The organism is Brevundimonas albigilva (assembly GCF_023573565.1).
GTDB lineage: Bacteria > Pseudomonadota > Alphaproteobacteria > Caulobacterales > Caulobacteraceae > Brevundimonas > Brevundimonas albigilva.
Genome location: NZ_CP097649.1, coordinates 3,181,946 through 3,198,542 on the forward strand (window position 1 = coordinate 3,181,946; position 16,597 = coordinate 3,198,542).

The window sequence follows — 16,597 nt, forward strand, 5'->3', positions numbered from 1 at the left end:
CCCCTTTCGGCGCGCGGCGTCCCGGCCTAAGCCGGGGCCATGAACCCGTCCCGCCTTCCGCCCTCCAGCATCTCCGCCGCCGCAGTGGCGACCGTCGTCGGCTTCGGCGGGACCGTGGCCCTGGTGGTCCAGGCCGGGCAGGCGTTCGGCGCGACGCCGGCCCAGATCGTGTCGATGGTCACGGCCCTGTGCCTGGGAATCGGGCTGCCGGGCGCGCTGCTGAGCTGGCGGCTGCGCATGCCTGTGGTGCTGGCCTGGTCCACGCCGGGCGCGGCGCTGCTGGCCGCCTCCACGCTCGGGCTGGGCTGGGCCAATGCGGTGGGGGCCTTCGTCGTCGCCGGCGGGCTGATGGCGCTGACCGGCCTGCTGCCCGCCCTGGGACGGCTGGCGCAGCGCATTCCGGCGTCCGTCGCCTCGGCCATGCTGGCGGGGGTGCTGCTGCCCTTCGTGCTGAGGCTGTTCGCGGTCGTGCCGACCGAGACGGCGCTGGCGGTCGGCCTGCTGGCGGTCTTCATCGTCGCGCGGCGGCTGTGGCCCGCCTGGGCCCTGCCCGCCGTGCTGGGCGCCGCCGTGGTCGTCCTGGCGCTGCGGGGCCAGATCGGCCTGCCGCCGGGAACCGGCCTGTTCGGGACGCTGTCGCCGGTCATGCCCGTTTTCGACACGAAGGTCGCCGTCAGCCTGGGCCTGCCGCTGTTCCTGGTGACGCTGGCGTCGCAGAACCTGCCGGGGCTGGTCGTGCTGAGGGCCGCCGGATACGAGCCGCCCGCCAACCGCCTGATCCTGGCGACCGGCCTGGCCAGCGTCGTCGCCGCGCCGTTCGGGGCGCACGGGGTCAATCTGGCCGCCATCACCGCCGCCCTCTGCACCGGGCCGGACGCCCATCCCGACCCCGCGCGGCGCTGGATCGTCGGCGTCGTCTATGGCGGCTTCTATGTCGTCGTCGCCCTGTTCGCCGCGCCGCTGGCGGGACTGTTCATCGCCATGCCGCCCGCCGTTCTGGCCATCATCACCGGCCTGGCCCTGGTCGCGCCCCTGACCGGGGCGCTGGCGACCATGCTGGCGAAGACGGCTGAGCGGGAGGCGGCCGTCCTGACCTTCGCCGCCACGGGCTCGGGCCTGGCCCTGTTCGACCTCGGCGCGGCCTTCTGGGGTCTGGTCGTCGGCTTCGCGGCGCTGGCCGCCCTGCGGTGGATCCGGCCTATTCCGTCTTCGGATGACGCTCGAACGCATAGCGATCGCGAATCCGCGCGCTGAAGAAGCGGCCCTTGGACACGGCGCCGCGCAGGCCGTCGGCGACCTCCGGCGGCACCGCCTGATAGTCGTAGCGGTCGCCCGAGGTGAAGGTCACGCTCAGGCGACGCCGCGATGGGTCATAGTCGAACCGCCGGATCACGCTGGAGGGCATGACGCCCGTCCATCAGTCCCGGAGCGAGGCCGGGACCTGGCCGCCGTTCTCGGCCAGCTTCTTCCAGACGGCCTTGGACAGGGCGATGTTCTGTTCGGCCGAGCCGTGCTCGCCGGCGTGGACGTTCAGCTCCTCGGCCAGTTCCTTGCGGGCGGCGAGGCTGGAATCCAGGTCCAGCAGCTTCAGCAGGTCGACGATCGAGGTGCGCCAGTTGCCGCCGCCGCCCTTCGATTCCGCCAGGTCGCTGAGCACCGCCTCGACGTCGACGGGCGGCAACGGCTGGGCGGTGGGAACCGGCCCGGCGCTGGGCGTGGGTGGCGCGCCGGTCGCTGTCGGAGCCGGGGCCGGCTTCGGCGCCGCCTTGGGTTTGTGGCCGGTGATCTTGTTCCAGATCGAAGAGAAGATGCCCATCGGTCGCGCTCCTGGTTGGATGTGGCGAGACAACGCGACCGACGGGCTGTGGTTCAGGCCGGTTTCACGGACGGGCCGGAATCTCCAGCCCGCGCTGGACGGCGGGACGGGCCAGGCCGCGCTCCAGCCAGGCCGCGACGTTCGCGAAATCCTGGAAGCCGACGATCTCGCCCGCCTCGTAGAAGCCGACCAGGTTGCGCACCCAGCCCAGGGCGGCGACGTCGGCGATGGAATAGTCGCCCATGATCCAGTCGCGCGGCGTTCCCGCGTCATTGGCCAGACGGTCGTTCAGCACGCCCAGCAGGCGGCGGCTCTCGGCGACATAGCGGTCGCGCGGGCGCTTGTCCTCATAGTCCTTGCCGGCGAAGCGGTGGAAGAAGCCCAGCTGGCCGAACATCGGCCCGATGGCCGCCATCTGGAACATGACCCACTGGATCGTCTGATAGCGTTCGGCCGGATCGGTCGACAGCAGCCGGCCCGTCTTTTCGGCCAGATAGAGCAGGATGGCGCCGGATTCGAACAGGGCCAGCGGCCGGCCGTCGGGCCCGTTCGGATCCAGGATAGCGGGGATCTTGCCGTTCGGGTTCAGCGACAGGAATTCCGGCCCCCACGTCTCGTTCTTGGTGATGTCGACGAAATGCGGCTCATAGGGCAGGCCGATCTCCTCCAGCATGATGGAGACCTTCACCCCGTTCGGCGTGTTCAGCGAATAGAGCTGCAGGCGATCGGGATGGCGCGCCGGCCAGCGCGTGGTGATCGGAAAGGCGGAAAGGTCGGTCATGGGGATTCCTTGATCTGCCCGGGTCATGTGGTCGCTGGCGCCCGATCCGCCAACGCCCGGCGGCGCGCTCGCGCCCTTGTGTTCGAAAGCGCGCATTCGGGGTTTGACGACGCGGCCGCCCATGCCAGCTTGGCCTTGGCCCGATCGGGGGCGCCGCAAACGGAGACGCCGCATGGCTCACAAGTTCGAAGTCTATCAGGACAAGGCGGGCGAGTTCCGCGTCCGCTTCAAGTACAATTCCGAGGTCATCTTCTCGACCGAAGGCTATTCCGACAAGTCGGGCGCCAAGCGCGCGATCGAGTCGATCAAGAAGCACGTCGGCGACGCGCCGGTCGAGGACGCCGCCTGACCCCGCCCCGGCCGCCTGCGTCCTACAGGGCGCGGGCGGCCGCGATCAGGCCCTGGACGTCGGCCTGGTCCTGATACAGGCCGAAGCCGAAACGGATCACGTCGTCGCGCACGTCGGCCACCACGTCCGCCTCCAGCAGCCGGGCGCGCCAGGCCGCGGCGTCGGGATGGCGCAGGGCCAGGAAGCGGGCCCGCGGCGCATCGCCCCGAACGGGGTTGAGGATTTCGGCCTCCGACAGGGGGCCGGCCCGGCCCGCCTGGACCGCCTCTTGGACCATCGTGGCCAGGGTCCGCGCATGGTCGGCGACGGCGGCGGTGTCCAGGCCCGCGCCGGCCAGGGCGCGTCGCGCGGCGTTGAAGCGATACAGCGCCGAACAGTCGAAGGTGGCGCCCCAGAAGCGGCCGCCGTCGCTGCGGTACGGCACCCCGCCTGGCGGCCCCGACAGGTCGCCGAACTCGGAAAACCAGCCCGTCACGACCGGCCGCGGCGCGAACCCGTCCGGCGCGTGCAGGAAACAGGCGCCCTCCCCGGCCATGGCGTATTTGTACCCGCCGGCGACATAGAATATCCGGTCGGCTACGGCCGACAGATCGGTCGGCGTGGCCATGAAGCCGTGATAGCCGTCGACCAGGACCCACGGCCCCTGGGGCCGCGCCAGGGCCGCCAGGTCGCCGATGCGGTCGAACAGGCCGCCGGTGCGGAAGAAGACCTGGCTGACCACGATCCAGTCATGCCCCCCCGCCCGCGCCGCATCGACGAACCGTTCGGCGAAGGTGTCGAACGGCTGCAGCGGCACGCGCGTCACCACCGCCTGGCCCGCCTCCTCCCAGCGGTCCGCCTGGCGGCGGAAGGAATGGAACTCCCCGTCGGTCGACAGAATCCGCACCGGCCCGCGTTCGAAGGCCGAGAAGACCCGCAACAGCAGATCGTGCGTGTTGGAGGAGAAGACGATGCTGTCGGGCGACGGCAGGTTCAGTTCCGCCGCCACCTGGCGCTGCGCCTCGGGGATCACCGCGTCGAAGACCAGATCCCATTTGCGGTCGGCGTGCCGGTTGGCGTCCAGCCACGCCTGTTGCTGCGCCTCGAAGCTGGCGTCCGGCCACAGATGGTGGCTGTGCGCGGCGAAATGCAGCCGCCCGGGCGACAGGGCCAGCGCGCGGGAGAAGAGGGACTTGCGGTTCATCGTTTGACCAGATCGAACAGGACGGCGTCGTCCGCGCGTGAGCCATGGATGACGGCCAGGATGCGAATCTCGCCCGGAAGAATGGCGGAGTAGAGATTGTAACCGCGATGAACCGACCGGCGGATGCGGGAATCGAAGTTCGCCCCGGGACGCCCTTCGGGGTTTCGGACCAGGGCCCGCGCCGCGGCGCGGAGTTCCCTGACGAAGCTCAGGGCGCGGCGCGGATTGTCCCGCGCGATGTGGTCGACGATCTGTTCAAGGTCCCTCTCGCCGCCTTGCGAGAAGACCAGCTTCATGCCTTGCGCTCGCTCGCCTCGATCCGGTCGCCGCACAGGGCCTCCAGCCGGTCGAACACGGCGTCGGCGTCACGCCCCGGGCCTTCGACCTCGCGCTGAAGGGCGACACGCAGGTCCTCGGCCGTCACGGCGCCCATGGCGCGCGCGCCCAGCCAGTGGGTCAGGGCCTCGCGCACCGCCTCGTCCGTCGAGGCGAACTCTCCGGACTCCACGGCCGAACGAAGCTCGCTGACCATATAGTCCGGAAGATCGGTCGATATGCGTTCGTGACGTCCCATCGCGATCTCCTTCATGGTCAAGATCGGCGATGCCTTTTCGACGCGCAAGCCCGCCCTAGATCAGCGCGCCGTGGCAGTGCTTGAACTTGCGGCCCGAGCCGCAGGGGCAGGGCGAGTTGCGGCCGGTCATCTCCCAGCCGGCCGGCAGCATCTCGACCGGCAGCCTGGACCGGTCGTCGCCGATCAGCGCGCCTTCCGGATTCTGCGCCGCCGGATTGGCCATCTCGTTCTCGCCGGTGCCGGGGTTCAGGTGGATTTCCTGGAACTCGGGCAGTTCGGGCGGCGGCTGGAAGCGGAACTCGACCGTCATCAGCCAGCGCGTGACGTTGTGGCGCAGGTCATAGAGCAGGCTTTCGAACAGCGAGAAGGCCTCGGTCTTGTACTCGTTCAGCGGGTCGCGCTGGCCATAGCCGCGCAGGCCGATGACGCCGCGCAGGTGGTCCAGGTGGACCAGGTGCTCGCGCCACTGCATGTCGATCATCTGCAGCATGAACTGCTTTTCCAGACCGCGCGTCTGGTCGGCGCCGATCTGCTCCAGGCGTTCGGCGGCGCGGGCGTCGGCGGCGGCCAGCAGCCGCTCCTCGATCTCCTCGTTGGAGACGCCTTCCTCGGCGGCCCAGTCGTGCAGCGGAAGCTCCAGCCCCAGGGTCGAGCGGACCTTTTCGTCCAGGCCGTCGATGTCCCACTGCTCGGCATAGGCCTTGGGCGGCATGTAGCGTTCGACCAGGTCGGACACCACGTCGCGGCGGAAGTCGCCGACCAGTTCCGACAGATCCTCGGAGTCCATGAACTCCTGGCGCTGCTCGAACACGGCCTTGCGCTGGTCGTTCACGACGTCGTCGTACTTCAGCAGGTTCTTGCGGATGTCGTAGTTGCGGGTCTCGACGCGCTTCTGGGCGGTCTCGATGGCGCGGTTCAGCCAGGGATGGGTGATGGCCTCGCCCTCGCCCACGCCGAACGTCTTCATGATCGAGTCCAGACGGTCGCCGGCGAAGATGCGCAGCAGGTCGTCCTCGCAGGACAGGTAGAATTTCGACACGCCGGGGTCGCCCTGGCGGCCGGTGCGGCCGCGCAGCTGGTTGTCGATGCGGCGGCTCTCGTGGCGTTCGGTGCCCAGGACGAACAGGCCGCCGGCGGCCAGGGCCTGTTCCTTCAGCACGGCGATCTCGGCCTTGAACTCGGCCTCCTTGGCCGCCTCCATCTCGGGCGTGACCTCGACGGCCAGGTTGCGCTGGTCCAGCAGCCACTTCTGCATCTTCATCTCGAGGTTGCCCCCGAGCTGGATGTCGGTGCCGCGGCCGGCCATGTTGGTGGCGATCGTGACCGCGCCGGGCAGGCCCGCGTCAGCGACGATATAGGCTTCCTGCTCGTGCTGGCGCGCGTTCAGCACGTTGTGCGGGATGCCGCGCAGCCTGGTCTCCCAGACGATGTCATAGGCGGCGTCGCCGACCTTCTCGGCCTCCTTGGCCTTGCCGGCGTATTCCGGCTTCAGCGTGCGCGAAACCTCGACCTTGTATTCATAGCGGCTCAGCAGGTCCGACAGCTGTTCCGAGCGTTCGATCGACACCGTGCCGACCAGGATCGGCTGTCCGGCCAGGTGGCATTCGGCGATCTGCCTGGCGATGGCCTGGTTCTTCTCGGCGTGGGTGCGATAGACCTCGTCGTCGAAGTCCTTGCGCTGGATCGGCCGGTTGGTCGGCACCTCCAGAACGTCCATCTTGTAGATGTCGAGGAATTCCTGCGCCTCGGTCGCGGCCGTGCCGGTCATGCCCGACAGCTTTTCGTAGAGGCGGAAGTAGTTCTGGATGGTCACCGAGGCCAGGGTCTGGTTCTCGGGCTGGATCTTGACGTCTTCCTTGGCCTCGATGGCCTGATGCAGGCCTTCGGACAGGCGCCGCCCGGTCATCATCCGCCCGGTGAATTCGTCGATCAGGACGATCTCGCCGCCCTTGATGATGTAGTCCTTGTCGCGCTGATACAGGGTGTTGGCGCGCAGGGCCTGGTTGACGTGGTGGACCAGGCTGATGTTGGCGGCGTCGTAGAGGCCCGTGGTGTCGGCGGCGAAATAGCCGCCCTTCTCCAGCATCTCCTCGATGCGCTCGGAGCCTTCCTCGGTCAGCAGCGACTGCTTCTGCTTCTCGTCCAGGTCGTAGGTCGACTTGTCTTTGATCAGCTCCTTCACCAGGCCGTCCAGGACCTTGTACAGGTCCGAACGGTCCTCGGTCGGGCCCGAGATGATCAGCGGGGTGCGCGCCTCGTCGATCAGGATGGAATCGACCTCGTCGACGATGGCGAAGTTGTGCGGGCGCTGCACCATCTCGCGCCGGTCATAGACCAGGTTGTCGCGCAGATAGTCGAAGCCGAACTCGTTGTTGGTGCCGTAGGTGACGTCGGCGTTGTAGGCCGCCTGGCGCTGGCCCTGCGACAGGCCGTTGACGATGACGCCGACCTCCAGCCCCAGGAAGCGATAGACGCGGCCCATGGTCTCGGCGTCGCGCCGGGCCAGATAGTCGTTGACGGTGATGACGTGCACGCCCTTGCCGGTCAGGGCGTTCAGATAGACGGGGGCCACGGCGACCAGGGTCTTGCCCTCGCCGGTCCGCATCTCGGCGATGCCGCCCTCGTGCAGGATCATGCCGCCGGCCAGCTGGACGTCGTACTGGCGCTGGCCCAGCACCCGCTTGGACGCCTCGCGCACCACGGCGAAGGCTTCGGGCAGGATCTTGTCCAGGCTCTCGCCGCCGTTCAGCCGGTCCTTGAAGGCGTCGGTCATCATCCGCAGCTCGTCGTCCGACAGGGCGGCGAACTTGGGCTCCAGCGCATTGATGCGCTGGGCCTGGTCCTGGAAGGCCTTGACCTTGCGATCGTTGGAAGAGCCGAAGAGTTTCTTGGCGAAGCCGAGCATGGTGGGTCCGATAGGCGGTCGAGCGTCGAAGGAGCGGCTCTGGAATCCCTGAAGGGGGGCGGCGATACGGACGCCGCGGGAGAGGCCCGGACCGGCGGCGACCCTCGAAAGCGCCGCCACGGGCGCGCGCGAAGGGCCGCGCAGACGATCAAAACCCCTCGACTTGGGCGCAGGCGGGACTTAAGCACCGGCCTTATCCCTGTCAACGCGAGGGCCTTCTCGCCCCAGCGACGGAGCGCCCCCTTGATCCCAGTCCGGCGACCGTTCTCCTTCCTGGCCATCGCCGCCGTGAGCGCCGCGCTGGCCCTGTCGGCCTGTTCGCGCGGCGGCGAGGACGCGCCGCCGGAAAAGGGCGACCAGGCCGTGGCGCGGGTGCAGGACCGAACGATCTGGGCCTCCGACGTGCGGCGCGAGGCCGTGGCCCAGGGGCTGGTCGGCGAGGGCGAGCCGCTGGATCCCGCCTCGGACCTGTTCCGCCGCGTCCTGGACGAGGTGATCGACCAGAAGCTGCTGGCGCGCGAGGCCGAACGGCGCCGGCTGGACGCCTCGCCCCTGGCGCAGCGGCGGCTGGAGGCGACGCGCGAACGCATCCTGGGCGACATGCTGGTCGAGAGCGTGGTCAACGACGCCGTCACCGACCAGGACGTCCAGCGCCTCTACAACGAACAGCTGCGGCTGGCGCGGTCGTCCGAGGAGTATCGGCTGCGCCTGATCCTGTCGCGCACCAAGCCCGAGGCCGATGCGGTGGTCGGCGTCCTGGCCCAGGGCGCCGGGTTCGAGGCCGTGGCCACGGAACGCTCCATCGACGAGGCGACGCGCTTCTCCGGCGGAGACCTGGGCTATTCGACGCTGGACGTCCTGCCCCAGGCCTACGCCGACGCCCTGCGCGACAAGCCCGCCGGCGCCGTGGTCGGCCCGTTTGAGACCGAGGGCGGCTGGGCCGTGCTGAAGATCGAGGATCGACGCAAGGAGAACCCGCCGACGCTGGAGCAGGCGCGTCCTCAGATCGTGCGCTATCTGACCTATGAGGGGGTGCGCCAGCTGCTGGAGCAGCTGCGCGGCAAGGCCCGGGTCGAGGTGCTGACGCCCGCCGCCCCGCCCGCGCCCGCGCCCGCATCGCCGGCGCCGCCCCCCTCCGCCGCGCCCGCCCCCTCCCCTCCCGCCCCGGCCGCCTGACATGTCCAAGACCCCGAGCAAGCCCGGCCCCAAGGCCAGCCAGAAGATCGAGCAGGCGTTCGAAAAGGCCCTGGACCCCTTCGCCTCGGCGCTGAAGCGGGCGACGCGAGCGCCCGCCGCCGCCGAGCCCGCCGCCGCCCCGCCGCCGGCCGGCAAGCCGGGCCTGAAGATTTCGCCCCTGGCCGTGCCCTTCCCCGCCATTCCGCCCATCGGCGGGGTCGAGATCGCCGCCGCCCGCGCCGGCTTCTACAAGCACGAGCGCGACGACCTGGTGGTGTTCCGCTTCGCGCGGGGAACCAGCTGCGCGGGGGTCTTCACCCGCCACAAGATCGGGTCGGCGCCGGTCGACTGGTGCAAGAAGCAGCTGGGCGCGAGCGAGGGCGGCAAGGACGTGCGCGCCCTGGTCGTCAACGCCGGCTGCGCCAACGCCTTCACCGGCAAGGCCGGTGCCGACGCCGCCCGCCGCACCGCCTCGGAGGTCGCCAAACGCTTCGGCTGCCGCCAGCGCGACGTCATGCTGGCCTCGACCGGGGTGATCGGCGTGGTGCTGGACGACAAGAAGATCGTCGCCCGCCTGCCCGAGGTCGAGCACGCCCTGGACGGCGACGTGCCGCCCACCGAACAGTGGGCGCGCGCAGGTCGGGGGATCATGACCACCGACACCTTCCCCAAGGGCTCCTACGCCGAGGCCGAGATCGAGGGCTACAAGGTCCGCATCGCCGGGATCGCCAAGGGGTCGGGCATGATCGCGCCGGACATGGCGACCATGCTGGCCTTCATCGTCACCGACGCCGACATCCATCCCAACGTCCTGCGCGCCCTTTTGGGCCTGCACGTGCGCACGACGTTCAACAGCGTGACGGTGGACGGCGACACCTCGACCAACGACACCTGCCTGCTGTTCGCCACCGGCGCCTCGGGCGCGCCGCGGATCGGACGGGTGGGCGACCGGCGGCTGAAGAGCTTCTCCGCCGCGCTGGACAAGGTCATGCTGGACCTGGCGCACCAGCTGGTGCGCGACGGCGAGGGCGCGACCAAGTTCGTCAAGGTCACGGTCGACGGCGCCGCCAGCCCCGCCTCGGCCCGCAAGCTGGCCAAGTCCATCGCCGACAGCCCCCTGGTCAAGACCGCCATCGCCGGCGAGGACGCCAACTGGGGCCGCGTCGTCATGGCCGTGGGCAAGACCGAAGAGCCGGTCGACCGCGACCGCCTGGCCATCAAGTTCGGCCCGCACCAGGCGGCGATCGACGGCGCCCCGTCCCCGACCTACGACGAGGCGAAGATGAGCGCCTATATGAGGAACCCCGAGATCGACATCACCGTCGACGTCGCCTCGGGCCGCGCCTCGGCCACGGTGTGGACCTGCGACCTGACCAAGGGCTACATCGAGATCAACGGCGACTACCGCAGCTAGTGGCCGGCAAGCCCCCCGCCAGGCGCAAGGCCGGACCGGCGCCGCGCCGTCCGTCGGTGATGACCGGCGCGGCCATCCCCGTGCTGGGCTGGCCGCCCGACCCCGACCGCGTGGAGGCGATCTTCGAGCGGCTGAGCGGGGTCATGCCCGATCCTAAGACCGAGCTGAACTTCAGCAATCCCTTCACCCTGGTGGTGGCGGTCGCCCTGTCGGCCCAGGCCACCGACGTCTCGGTCAACAAGGCGACCGACCGGCTGTTCAAGGTCGCCGACACGCCGCAGAAGATGCTGGCGCTGGGGGAGGAAGGGCTGATCCCCTACATCGCCTCCATCGGCCTTTATCGGAACAAGGCCAAGAACGTCATCGCGCTGAGCCGCATCGTCCTGGAGCAGCACGGCGGCGAGGTTCCGCTGACGCGCGAGGGGCTGCAGGCCCTGCCCGGCGTCGGCCGCAAGACGGCGTCGGTGGTGCTGAACGAGCTGGGGATCGAGGCGGCCATCGCGGTCGACACCCACGTCTTCCGCGTCTCGCACCGGCTGGGCCTGGCCAACGCCGCCACCCCCGACAAGGTCGAGGCCCAGCTGTTCCGCGTCGTGCCCGAGGACTGGCTGCCCAAGGCGCACCACTGGCTGATCCTGCACGGCCGCTACACCTGCACGGCGCGAAAGCCCAACTGCCCGGCCTGCGTCATCGCCGACCTGTGTCCCTCGCGCGCGGGGCTGCAGGCGCTGGGCGAGGCGCGAACCTAGTCCAGCGACGGCTTGCCTCGGCCGGACTTGATCGAACCGCGCGTCGTCTTGGCCTTCAGCCGCCGCTCCTTGGACGCCTTGGTCGGCCGGGTCGGCACGCGATAGGTCGGCCGGACCGAGGCCTGGTCGACCATCGCCTGCAGCCGCTCCATCGCATCGGCGCGGTTGCGCTCCTGGGTGCGGAACCGCACGGCGCTGATGACGATCACCCCGTCCAGCGTCAGCCGACTGCCCGCCAGCTTCATCAGCCGCGCCTTGACCGCCTCCGCCAGGCTGGGCGAGTTCCCGACGTCGAAGCGCATCTGCACGGCGGTCGCGACCTTGTTGACGTTCTGGCCGCCCGGCCCGCCGGCGCGGTAGAAGCGGAACTCCAGTTCCTCTTCCGGGATCGTCGTCATCGGACGGCCTTGCGCGCCCTGACCACCGCCTGGTCCAGGGCCTGCAGGAAGCGCGAGCGGTCGGCGGCCGAGAAGGGCGGCGGGCCCGAGGTCGCCACGCCCATCGACCGCAGGTGCTCGCCCACCATCCGCCCGGCCAGGGCCGAGCCGATGGAATCGGGCGTGAACGGCTGGCCGTTGGCCTTCAGCGCCTGGGCCCCGGCCTTCAGGCAGCGGTCGGCCAGGGGGATGTCGGCGGTGATCACCACGTCGCCCGGCCCCGCCCGCTCGGCGATCCAGTCGTCGGCGACGTCGGGGCCGGCGTCGACCACCACCTGCTCGATCAACGCCTCGCGCGGGACCTGCATCCAGCCGTTGGAGACCACATAGGTCTTCAGCCCGTAGCGCCGCGCCACGCGATAGACCTCCTCCTTCACCGGGCAGGCGTCGGCGTCGATGTAGAGGACCGTGGGCATGGACAGGGCGCGGCGGGCGGCGCCGTCAGGCCTTGCCGTCGAACGTCTGACCCGACGCCGGGGCGGCCGCATAGGGGTTGCCCCCGCCCGCCGAGCCGCCGCCCGATCCCTTGGCGGCGACCACCACCATGGCCGGGCGCACCGTGCGGCCGAACAGTTCGAAGCCCGGCTGCATGGTCTGCAGCACGGCGCCGCCCTGAACCGTGTCGGACGGCTGCTCCATCATGGCCTGGTGCAGGTGGGGGTCGAAGGCGTCGCCTGGCTGGGGCGCGACGCGCTTCAGGCCGTTGGTCTCGAACGCCTGAAGCAGGGACTTCTGGGTCATCTCCAGCCCTGTGACCAGTCCGGCGGCGGGGCCGTCGGCGTCCTTGGGCGCCGCCATCAGGGCGCGCTCCAGGTTGTCGGCGACGCCCAGCAGGTCCTTGGCGAAGCGCTGGATGGCGAAGGCGCGGGCGTCGTTCTGCTGCGCCTCCGAGCGGCGCTTCAGGTTCTCCATCTCGGCGGCGACGCGCAGGGCGCGGTCCTTCCACTCGTCGCGCTCGGCGATGACGGCGTCCAGCGGGGCCAGGTCGTCGCCCGGATGCGAGTCCAGGCCGTGCTCGGCGTTGGCCTCGGCCTGATCGGCGTCCAGCTCGGTGAAGTCTTCGTCGTTTAGGGGCTTGTCGCTCACTTGTCGTTCCCGTCCAGCATCCGGCCCAGCACCCGGGCGGTATAGTCCACCAACGGGATGACACGGGCGTAGTTCAACCGCGCGGGTCCGATCACGCCGATGGCGCCCAGGACCCGCTGCCGGCCGCTCATATAGGGCGCCGCGATCACGGCGGAACCCGAAAGTGAAAACAGGCGCGTTTCCGCGCCGATGAAGATGCGGACCCCCTGGGCCGCGTCGACCCCGTCCAGCAGGCCGATCAGCTGCTCCTTCTGCTCCAGGTCGTCGAACAGCACCCGCACCCGCTCCAGATCGGCCAGGCCGTCCCGGTCCTGCAGCAGATTGGCGCGGCCGCGCACGATCAGGGCGCGCTCGCGGTCCGGGCCGCCGGACCAGGCGGCCAGGCCGTCCTCGACCAGACGGGCGGCGGTCTGGTCCAGCTCGGCCCGGGCGGCCTCCAGCTCGCGGGCCATCTCGCGGCGGGCGTCGGCGAAGGGGCGGCCCCGCAGGCGCGCGTTCAGGAAGTTGGACGCCTCGACCAGGGTCGAGGGGGTGACCCCCGCCGACAGGGTCATGATCCGGTTCTCCACCGTGCCGTCGTCGGCGACGATGACCGCCAGCGCCTGGTCGCCGCCCAGGGCCACGAATTCCACGTGCTTGACCCCGGACTCGCGGACCGGGCTGGACACGACGCCCGCGCCGCCCGCCAAGCCCGACAGAAGATTGGAGGCCTCGTCCAGCGCCGCCTCGAAGTTGCGACCCCGCCCGGCCAGGCGCCCGTCGATCTCGCGCCTTTCCTCCTGGCTCAGGTCGCCGATCTCCAGCAGGCCGTCCACGAACAGCCGCAGCCCCGCATGGGTCGGGATCCGCCCCGCCGAGGCGTGGGGCGAGGCCAGCAGGCCCGCCAGCGTCAGGTCCTGCATGGTGTTGCGGATCGAGGCGGGCGACAGCGCCACCCCGCCCAGCGACAGGGTGCGCGACCCCACCGGCTCGCCGGTGTCCAGATAGGACTCGACGATGCGACGGAAGATGTCGCGCGCGCGCTCGTCCAGGGCGGCGAGGCTGGCCGAGGGGTGGATCAGGCTCATGGTTTCAGGATAAGCACCGCCGCCAGCTCTTCCAAGGACAAGCCATGCGCCCTTCGCAACGCACCGACGACCAATTGCGCGCCGTCACCATCGAAACGGGCGTCAACCGCTACGCCGAGGGGTCGTGCCTGATCGCCTTCGGCCACACCCGGGTCCTGGTCACCGCCTCGGTCGAGGAGACCATCCCCGGCTGGATGCGCGGCAAGGGCCAGGGCTGGGTCACGGCCGAATACGGCATGCTGCCCCGCGCCACCCACACGCGCGGCCGTCGCGAGGCCGCCGCGGGCAAGCAGACGGGCCGCACCCAGGAGATCCAGCGCCTGATCGGCCGGTCCCTGCGCGCCGTGGTCGACCTGAAGGCGCTGGGCGAGCGCCAGGTGGTGCTGGACTGCGACGTGATCCAGGCCGACGGCGGCACCCGCACGGCCGCCATCACCGGCGCCTGGGTCGCCATGGCCTCGGCGCTGACCTATCTGCGCGACGAGGGTGTGCTGAAGGCGGACCCGATCCTGGACCAGGTGGCGGCGGTGTCGTGCGGCGTCTGCGACGGCGTTCCGGTCCTGGACCTGGACTATGAGGAGGACTCCCAGGCCGAGGCGGATTCCAACTTCGTCCTGACCGGCGCCGGTCAGATCGTGGAGGTCCAGGCCACCGGCGAGAAGCGCGGCTTCTCGCGCGCCGAGTTCGACCGGCTGTTCTCCCTGGCCGAGAGCGGCTGCGGCGAACTGTTCGCCCTGCAGAAGGCGGCGCTGGCGGCGGTCGCCCGCTGAGACCGGCGGCCCAGGCGGGGCGGAGCCGGACGGCCCGGGCGGCGTTCTTGCCTGGAACAGACCGCGAGGACGTCATGAAAGCCGCCGTTTACGCCCCGATCCTGTCCCTGGCCCTGGCGCTGGCCGCCTGCCAGCAGCAACCGGCCCCGTCCGCGCCGGAGCCGGCCCCCGCCGCGCCGGCCCCCGCGCCCGCACCCGTCACGCCCGTCGCGCCTGCGCCCGCGCCGGTTCCGACCGCGCCGGAAACCCCGGCGCCGCCCGCGACGAGCGCCCAGCCGTGCCGCGACCAGATCGGCGAGGCGGCCGCCACGGCCCTGGCCGAACAGTGCCGGATGGTCAGCCCCGCGACCCGCCCGCCCTGCAACGCCGCCAATCCCTGCGAGATGATCCAGGCCGAGATCGACCGCTCGTGCGCGATGTGGGCGCGCGACGGAAACGCGCCCAAGGAATGCGCCCGCTGAGGCTCAGGCCAGGGTTCGCACCATGTAGCGGGCGTCTTCGCCGTAGCTGGCCAGCTTTTGCGCCATGCCGGGCGGATCGCGCGGCTCGAAGCCGTGGCGGGCCCAGAAGCCCGAGGCGGCGTTGACGGCGACCAGGGCGAGGGCGGGCCAGCCGTCCTCGGCCGCCTGTTCGGCCAGGCGCTCGATCACCGCGCCGGTCCGGCCGCCCCCGCGCGCCCGGGGGTCCAGCGCCAGGTCGTGCAGATAGAGAACCTCGGCCTGGGCCGGCAGGCCCTCGATCACCGTGTTCAGGGCCGGCGCCGCGTCGGCCCGCCAGGGGTAGGCGATCAGATAGCCCCGCGCCGGCTCCGCCCCGTCCTCCGCACCGGCTCCCGCCAGAACGAAGCAGCCGCGCGGATAGAGCGCCAGGCGGTTCTCGAAACAGGCGCGGTCCTCGAAATGGTCGGGGAAGGACAGGCGCGCGACCTCGACCACCGCGTCGATGTCCTCGGGCCGCATGGCCCGCCAGTCCAGGCCGGTCAGGCCGGGCAGCGCGCGTTCAGTTCCGCCGTCCGGAAGCGCCATCGGATCGTCCTCGTCTCGCCGTCGATGTCGCCCTCGATCCGGGCCGACAACATATCGCCGGCGCGTTCATAGACGATGCGCCTGGGGAAGTCGTGGGCGGGCTGTTCGAACGTCACCTGGTTCGGCCCCGAGGCGACGACGGGGAAGACGGTGACCGCCATGCCCTCCGGCTGGGCGAAATAGGCCAGGGGCGCGTCCGGCGCCGGCCCCGTCGGGGCGATGCGCGACAGTTCGAAGCCGACGCGGCCGCCGCGCACGGTGACCGAGGTTCCCGCCATCAGGCCCAGGCGCGGATCGGTCCAGGTCTCCGAGACCTCGCGCCCGTCCTCGCAGGACAGCCAGTAGCCGGCCATCCACCTCAGGTCGGGGCGCGGGTCCGCCTGCAGGGCGGTGATCATCAGCAGCGTCAGCATCGTCGGGTCTCCCTCTCTGCGAAGTCGACGCTAGGCCGAAGGCGGGACGCCCGGCTTGTAGGATTGCGACGCGATGGCCCGCGCCAGGTCGTGCTGTTCGCGCGCCCAGTCGGTGGCGGTGCAGCCCAGGAAGCGGCGGAAGTCGCGCGCCATCTGCGGCTGATCGAAATAGCCGGCCTCCAGCCCCGCCCCCAGCCAGCCCTCGGCCCGCGCCGGATCGGCGGCGTGGTCGAACACCCGCCGGAAGCGGAAGATGGAACGCAGCAGGCGCGGCGACACGCCGACCCGGTCGGCGAAGCGGCGCTGCAGGGCGCGTTGCTCGGTCGGCGCGCGGGGCGGGACTGAACGCGCCTCGGTCGCCGCCTCGACCTCGGCGCGGACCCGCGGGTCGATGCGCCAGTCGCCGGCCCGGCGCTGGGCGTCCAGCCAGTCCCCGAACGCCGCCGCCTGCCCGGCCGGATCGCCCGCCGGCGCGCTGAAGCCGCGCAGACGCCCGGTCATGTCAAGCCGGCGGTCCGTCGCCTGATGCAGCGGCAGGCCCAGCCAGTCGCGCGCGCCGTCCGGTTCGAAGCGGATGGCGACGAGTTCGGTCGCGCCGACGGGACGCAGCGCCAGCGGCCGGGTCATCTGGCCGGCGAAGAGGGCGGACGGCTGAAGACGCCATTCACCGTCGTCGTCCTGCTCCTCATAGGGCGCGCCGATGTCGAAGATCAGTTCGGGGCAACCGTCGGGGGCGATGCGCTGGACGACCGGCGTCGGCGCCGGCGCGGCGTAGGTCCAGATCGTGCGGACGAAGGGGCGGAGCGCCGGCGGCGGCCCGAACTCCTGATACCGCTCCTCCCCCGAGGCCAT

The 16,597-nt window shown here is 70.9% G+C and carries 21 protein-coding genes; 7 read left to right on the forward strand and 14 right to left on the reverse strand.

All coding sequences use genetic code 11. The features are described 5' to 3' along the window. The first annotated feature begins 39 nt into the window (after positions 1-39). Positions 40-1,254, forward strand: coding sequence for a benzoate/H(+) symporter BenE family transporter (locus M8231_RS15935; protein ID WP_250201931.1), 1,215 nt, complete (start codon positions 40-42; stop codon positions 1,252-1,254). Here the strand turns inward: M8231_RS15935 and M8231_RS15940 are convergent. From M8231_RS15940 to M8231_RS15950, 3 genes are all read right to left on the reverse strand, one after another. Then, positions 1,199-1,405, reverse strand: a complete 207-nt coding sequence (locus M8231_RS15940; protein WP_249749243.1) for a KTSC domain-containing protein — start codon at positions 1,403-1,405, stop codon at positions 1,199-1,201. The two genes, M8231_RS15935 and M8231_RS15940, sit on opposite strands and share 56 nt — an antisense overlap. A gap of 12 nt (positions 1,406-1,417) precedes the next feature. Next, positions 1,418-1,816 (reverse strand): DUF3597 domain-containing protein, encoded by a 399-nt coding sequence (locus tag M8231_RS15945; RefSeq protein ID WP_249749244.1) that lies wholly within the window; start codon positions 1,814-1,816, stop codon positions 1,418-1,420. A 64-nt stretch (positions 1,817-1,880) separates the two neighbouring features. Beyond that, on the reverse strand, positions 1,881-2,597 hold the full coding sequence (locus tag M8231_RS15950; protein ID WP_249749245.1) for a glutathione S-transferase N-terminal domain-containing protein: 717 nt from the start codon (positions 2,595-2,597) through the stop codon (positions 1,881-1,883). Between the two features lie 172 nt (positions 2,598-2,769). Between M8231_RS15950 and M8231_RS15955 the strand changes: the two genes are divergently transcribed. After that, on the forward strand, positions 2,770-2,946 hold the full coding sequence (locus M8231_RS15955) for a YegP family protein (RefSeq protein ID WP_249749246.1): 177 nt from the start codon (positions 2,770-2,772) through the stop codon (positions 2,944-2,946). A gap of 22 nt (positions 2,947-2,968) precedes the next feature. Here the strand turns inward: M8231_RS15955 and M8231_RS15960 are convergent, their stop codons facing one another. From M8231_RS15960 to secA, 4 genes are read right to left on the reverse strand one after another with little or no spacing between them, the layout of a single operon-like run. Continuing rightward, positions 2,969-4,129 carry an aminotransferase class V-fold PLP-dependent enzyme gene (locus tag M8231_RS15960; protein ID WP_250201932.1) on the reverse strand — a complete coding sequence of 387 codons (1,161 nt, stop codon included), beginning with the start codon at positions 4,127-4,129 and terminating at the stop codon, positions 2,969-2,971. Further along, on the reverse strand, positions 4,126-4,425 hold the full coding sequence (locus M8231_RS15965; RefSeq protein ID WP_249749247.1) for a type II toxin-antitoxin system RelE/ParE family toxin: 300 nt from the start codon (positions 4,423-4,425) through the stop codon (positions 4,126-4,128). Before M8231_RS15965 ends, M8231_RS15960 begins: the two co-directional genes overlap by 4 nt. Further along, positions 4,422-4,703 (reverse strand): ribbon-helix-helix domain-containing protein, encoded by a 282-nt coding sequence (locus M8231_RS15970; RefSeq protein ID WP_249749248.1) that lies wholly within the window; start codon positions 4,701-4,703, stop codon positions 4,422-4,424. The genes M8231_RS15965 and M8231_RS15970 overlap by 4 nt, the downstream gene beginning before the upstream one ends. 55 nt (positions 4,704-4,758) lie before the next feature. Beyond that, entirely contained in the window at positions 4,759-7,608 is a 2,850-nt protein-coding gene (gene secA / locus M8231_RS15975) for a preprotein translocase subunit SecA (RefSeq protein ID WP_250201933.1), read from the reverse strand. A 246-nt stretch (positions 7,609-7,854) separates the two neighbouring features. Between secA and M8231_RS15980 the strand changes: the two genes are divergently transcribed. The 3 genes from M8231_RS15980 to nth are packed head-to-tail and all read left to right on the forward strand — an operon-like array spanning position 7,855 to position 10,947. Next, complete coding sequence (locus tag M8231_RS15980; RefSeq protein ID WP_250202634.1) at positions 7,855-8,784, forward strand: peptidylprolyl isomerase; 930 nt, start codon at positions 7,855-7,857, stop codon at positions 8,782-8,784. 1 nt (position 8,785) lies between these two features. After that, positions 8,786-10,198 carry a bifunctional glutamate N-acetyltransferase/amino-acid acetyltransferase ArgJ gene (gene argJ, locus M8231_RS15985; RefSeq protein WP_250201934.1) on the forward strand — a complete coding sequence of 471 codons (1,413 nt, stop codon included), beginning with the start codon at positions 8,786-8,788 and terminating at the stop codon, positions 10,196-10,198. Between the two features lie 59 nt (positions 10,199-10,257). Continuing rightward, entirely contained in the window at positions 10,258-10,947 is a 690-nt protein-coding gene (gene nth, locus M8231_RS15990) for an endonuclease III (protein WP_249751897.1), read from the forward strand. Here nth and arfB read toward each other — a convergent pair. Genes arfB through hrcA form a run of 4 tightly spaced genes read right to left on the reverse strand, consistent with a single transcriptional unit; the run spans position 10,944 to position 13,537 of the window. Further along, positions 10,944-11,345, reverse strand: coding sequence for an alternative ribosome rescue aminoacyl-tRNA hydrolase ArfB (gene arfB / locus M8231_RS15995; RefSeq protein WP_249749249.1), 402 nt, complete (start codon positions 11,343-11,345; stop codon positions 10,944-10,946). The two genes, nth and arfB, sit on opposite strands and share 4 nt — an antisense overlap. Then, complete coding sequence (locus M8231_RS16000; RefSeq protein WP_249749250.1) at positions 11,342-11,800, reverse strand: YaiI/YqxD family protein; 459 nt, start codon at positions 11,798-11,800, stop codon at positions 11,342-11,344. The genes arfB and M8231_RS16000 overlap by 4 nt, the downstream gene beginning before the upstream one ends. A 25-nt stretch (positions 11,801-11,825) precedes the next feature. Further along, a complete protein-coding gene (gene grpE, locus M8231_RS16005; RefSeq protein ID WP_249749251.1) occupies positions 11,826-12,470 on the reverse strand; it encodes a nucleotide exchange factor GrpE in 645 nt (214 codons plus the stop codon). After that, the gene (hrcA, locus tag M8231_RS16010; RefSeq protein ID WP_250201935.1) at positions 12,467-13,537 is read right to left on the reverse strand and encodes a heat-inducible transcriptional repressor HrcA; all 1,071 of its coding nucleotides are present in this window, start codon (positions 13,535-13,537) and stop codon (positions 12,467-12,469) included. Before hrcA ends, grpE begins: the two co-directional genes overlap by 4 nt. Positions 13,538-13,581: 44 nt before the next feature. On the opposite strand from hrcA, the gene rph reads away from it, so the two are divergent. Both rph and M8231_RS16020 read left to right on the forward strand, forming a co-directional pair. Then, a complete protein-coding gene (gene rph, locus M8231_RS16015) occupies positions 13,582-14,307 on the forward strand; it encodes a ribonuclease PH (RefSeq protein WP_249749252.1) in 726 nt (241 codons plus the stop codon). 74 nt (positions 14,308-14,381) lie between these two features. Next, positions 14,382-14,768 carry a hypothetical protein gene (locus tag M8231_RS16020; RefSeq protein WP_250201936.1) on the forward strand — a complete coding sequence of 129 codons (387 nt, stop codon included), beginning with the start codon at positions 14,382-14,384 and terminating at the stop codon, positions 14,766-14,768. 3 nt (positions 14,769-14,771) lie between these two features. Here M8231_RS16020 and M8231_RS16025 read toward each other — a convergent pair whose 3' ends face one another. Genes M8231_RS16025 through M8231_RS16035 form a run of 3 tightly spaced genes read right to left on the reverse strand, consistent with a single transcriptional unit; the run spans position 14,772 to position 16,597 of the window. Beyond that, positions 14,772-15,332 carry a GNAT family N-acetyltransferase gene (locus M8231_RS16025; protein WP_250201937.1) on the reverse strand — a complete coding sequence of 187 codons (561 nt, stop codon included), beginning with the start codon at positions 15,330-15,332 and terminating at the stop codon, positions 14,772-14,774. Beyond that, positions 15,287-15,745, reverse strand: coding sequence for a DUF6265 family protein (locus tag M8231_RS16030; protein WP_249749254.1), 459 nt, complete (start codon positions 15,743-15,745; stop codon positions 15,287-15,289). The genes M8231_RS16025 and M8231_RS16030 overlap by 46 nt, the downstream gene beginning before the upstream one ends. A gap of 30 nt (positions 15,746-15,775) precedes the next feature. After that, positions 15,776-16,597: a helix-turn-helix domain-containing protein gene (locus M8231_RS16035; protein ID WP_250201938.1), complete on the reverse strand. Its 822-nt coding sequence runs from the start codon at positions 16,595-16,597 to the stop codon at positions 15,776-15,778.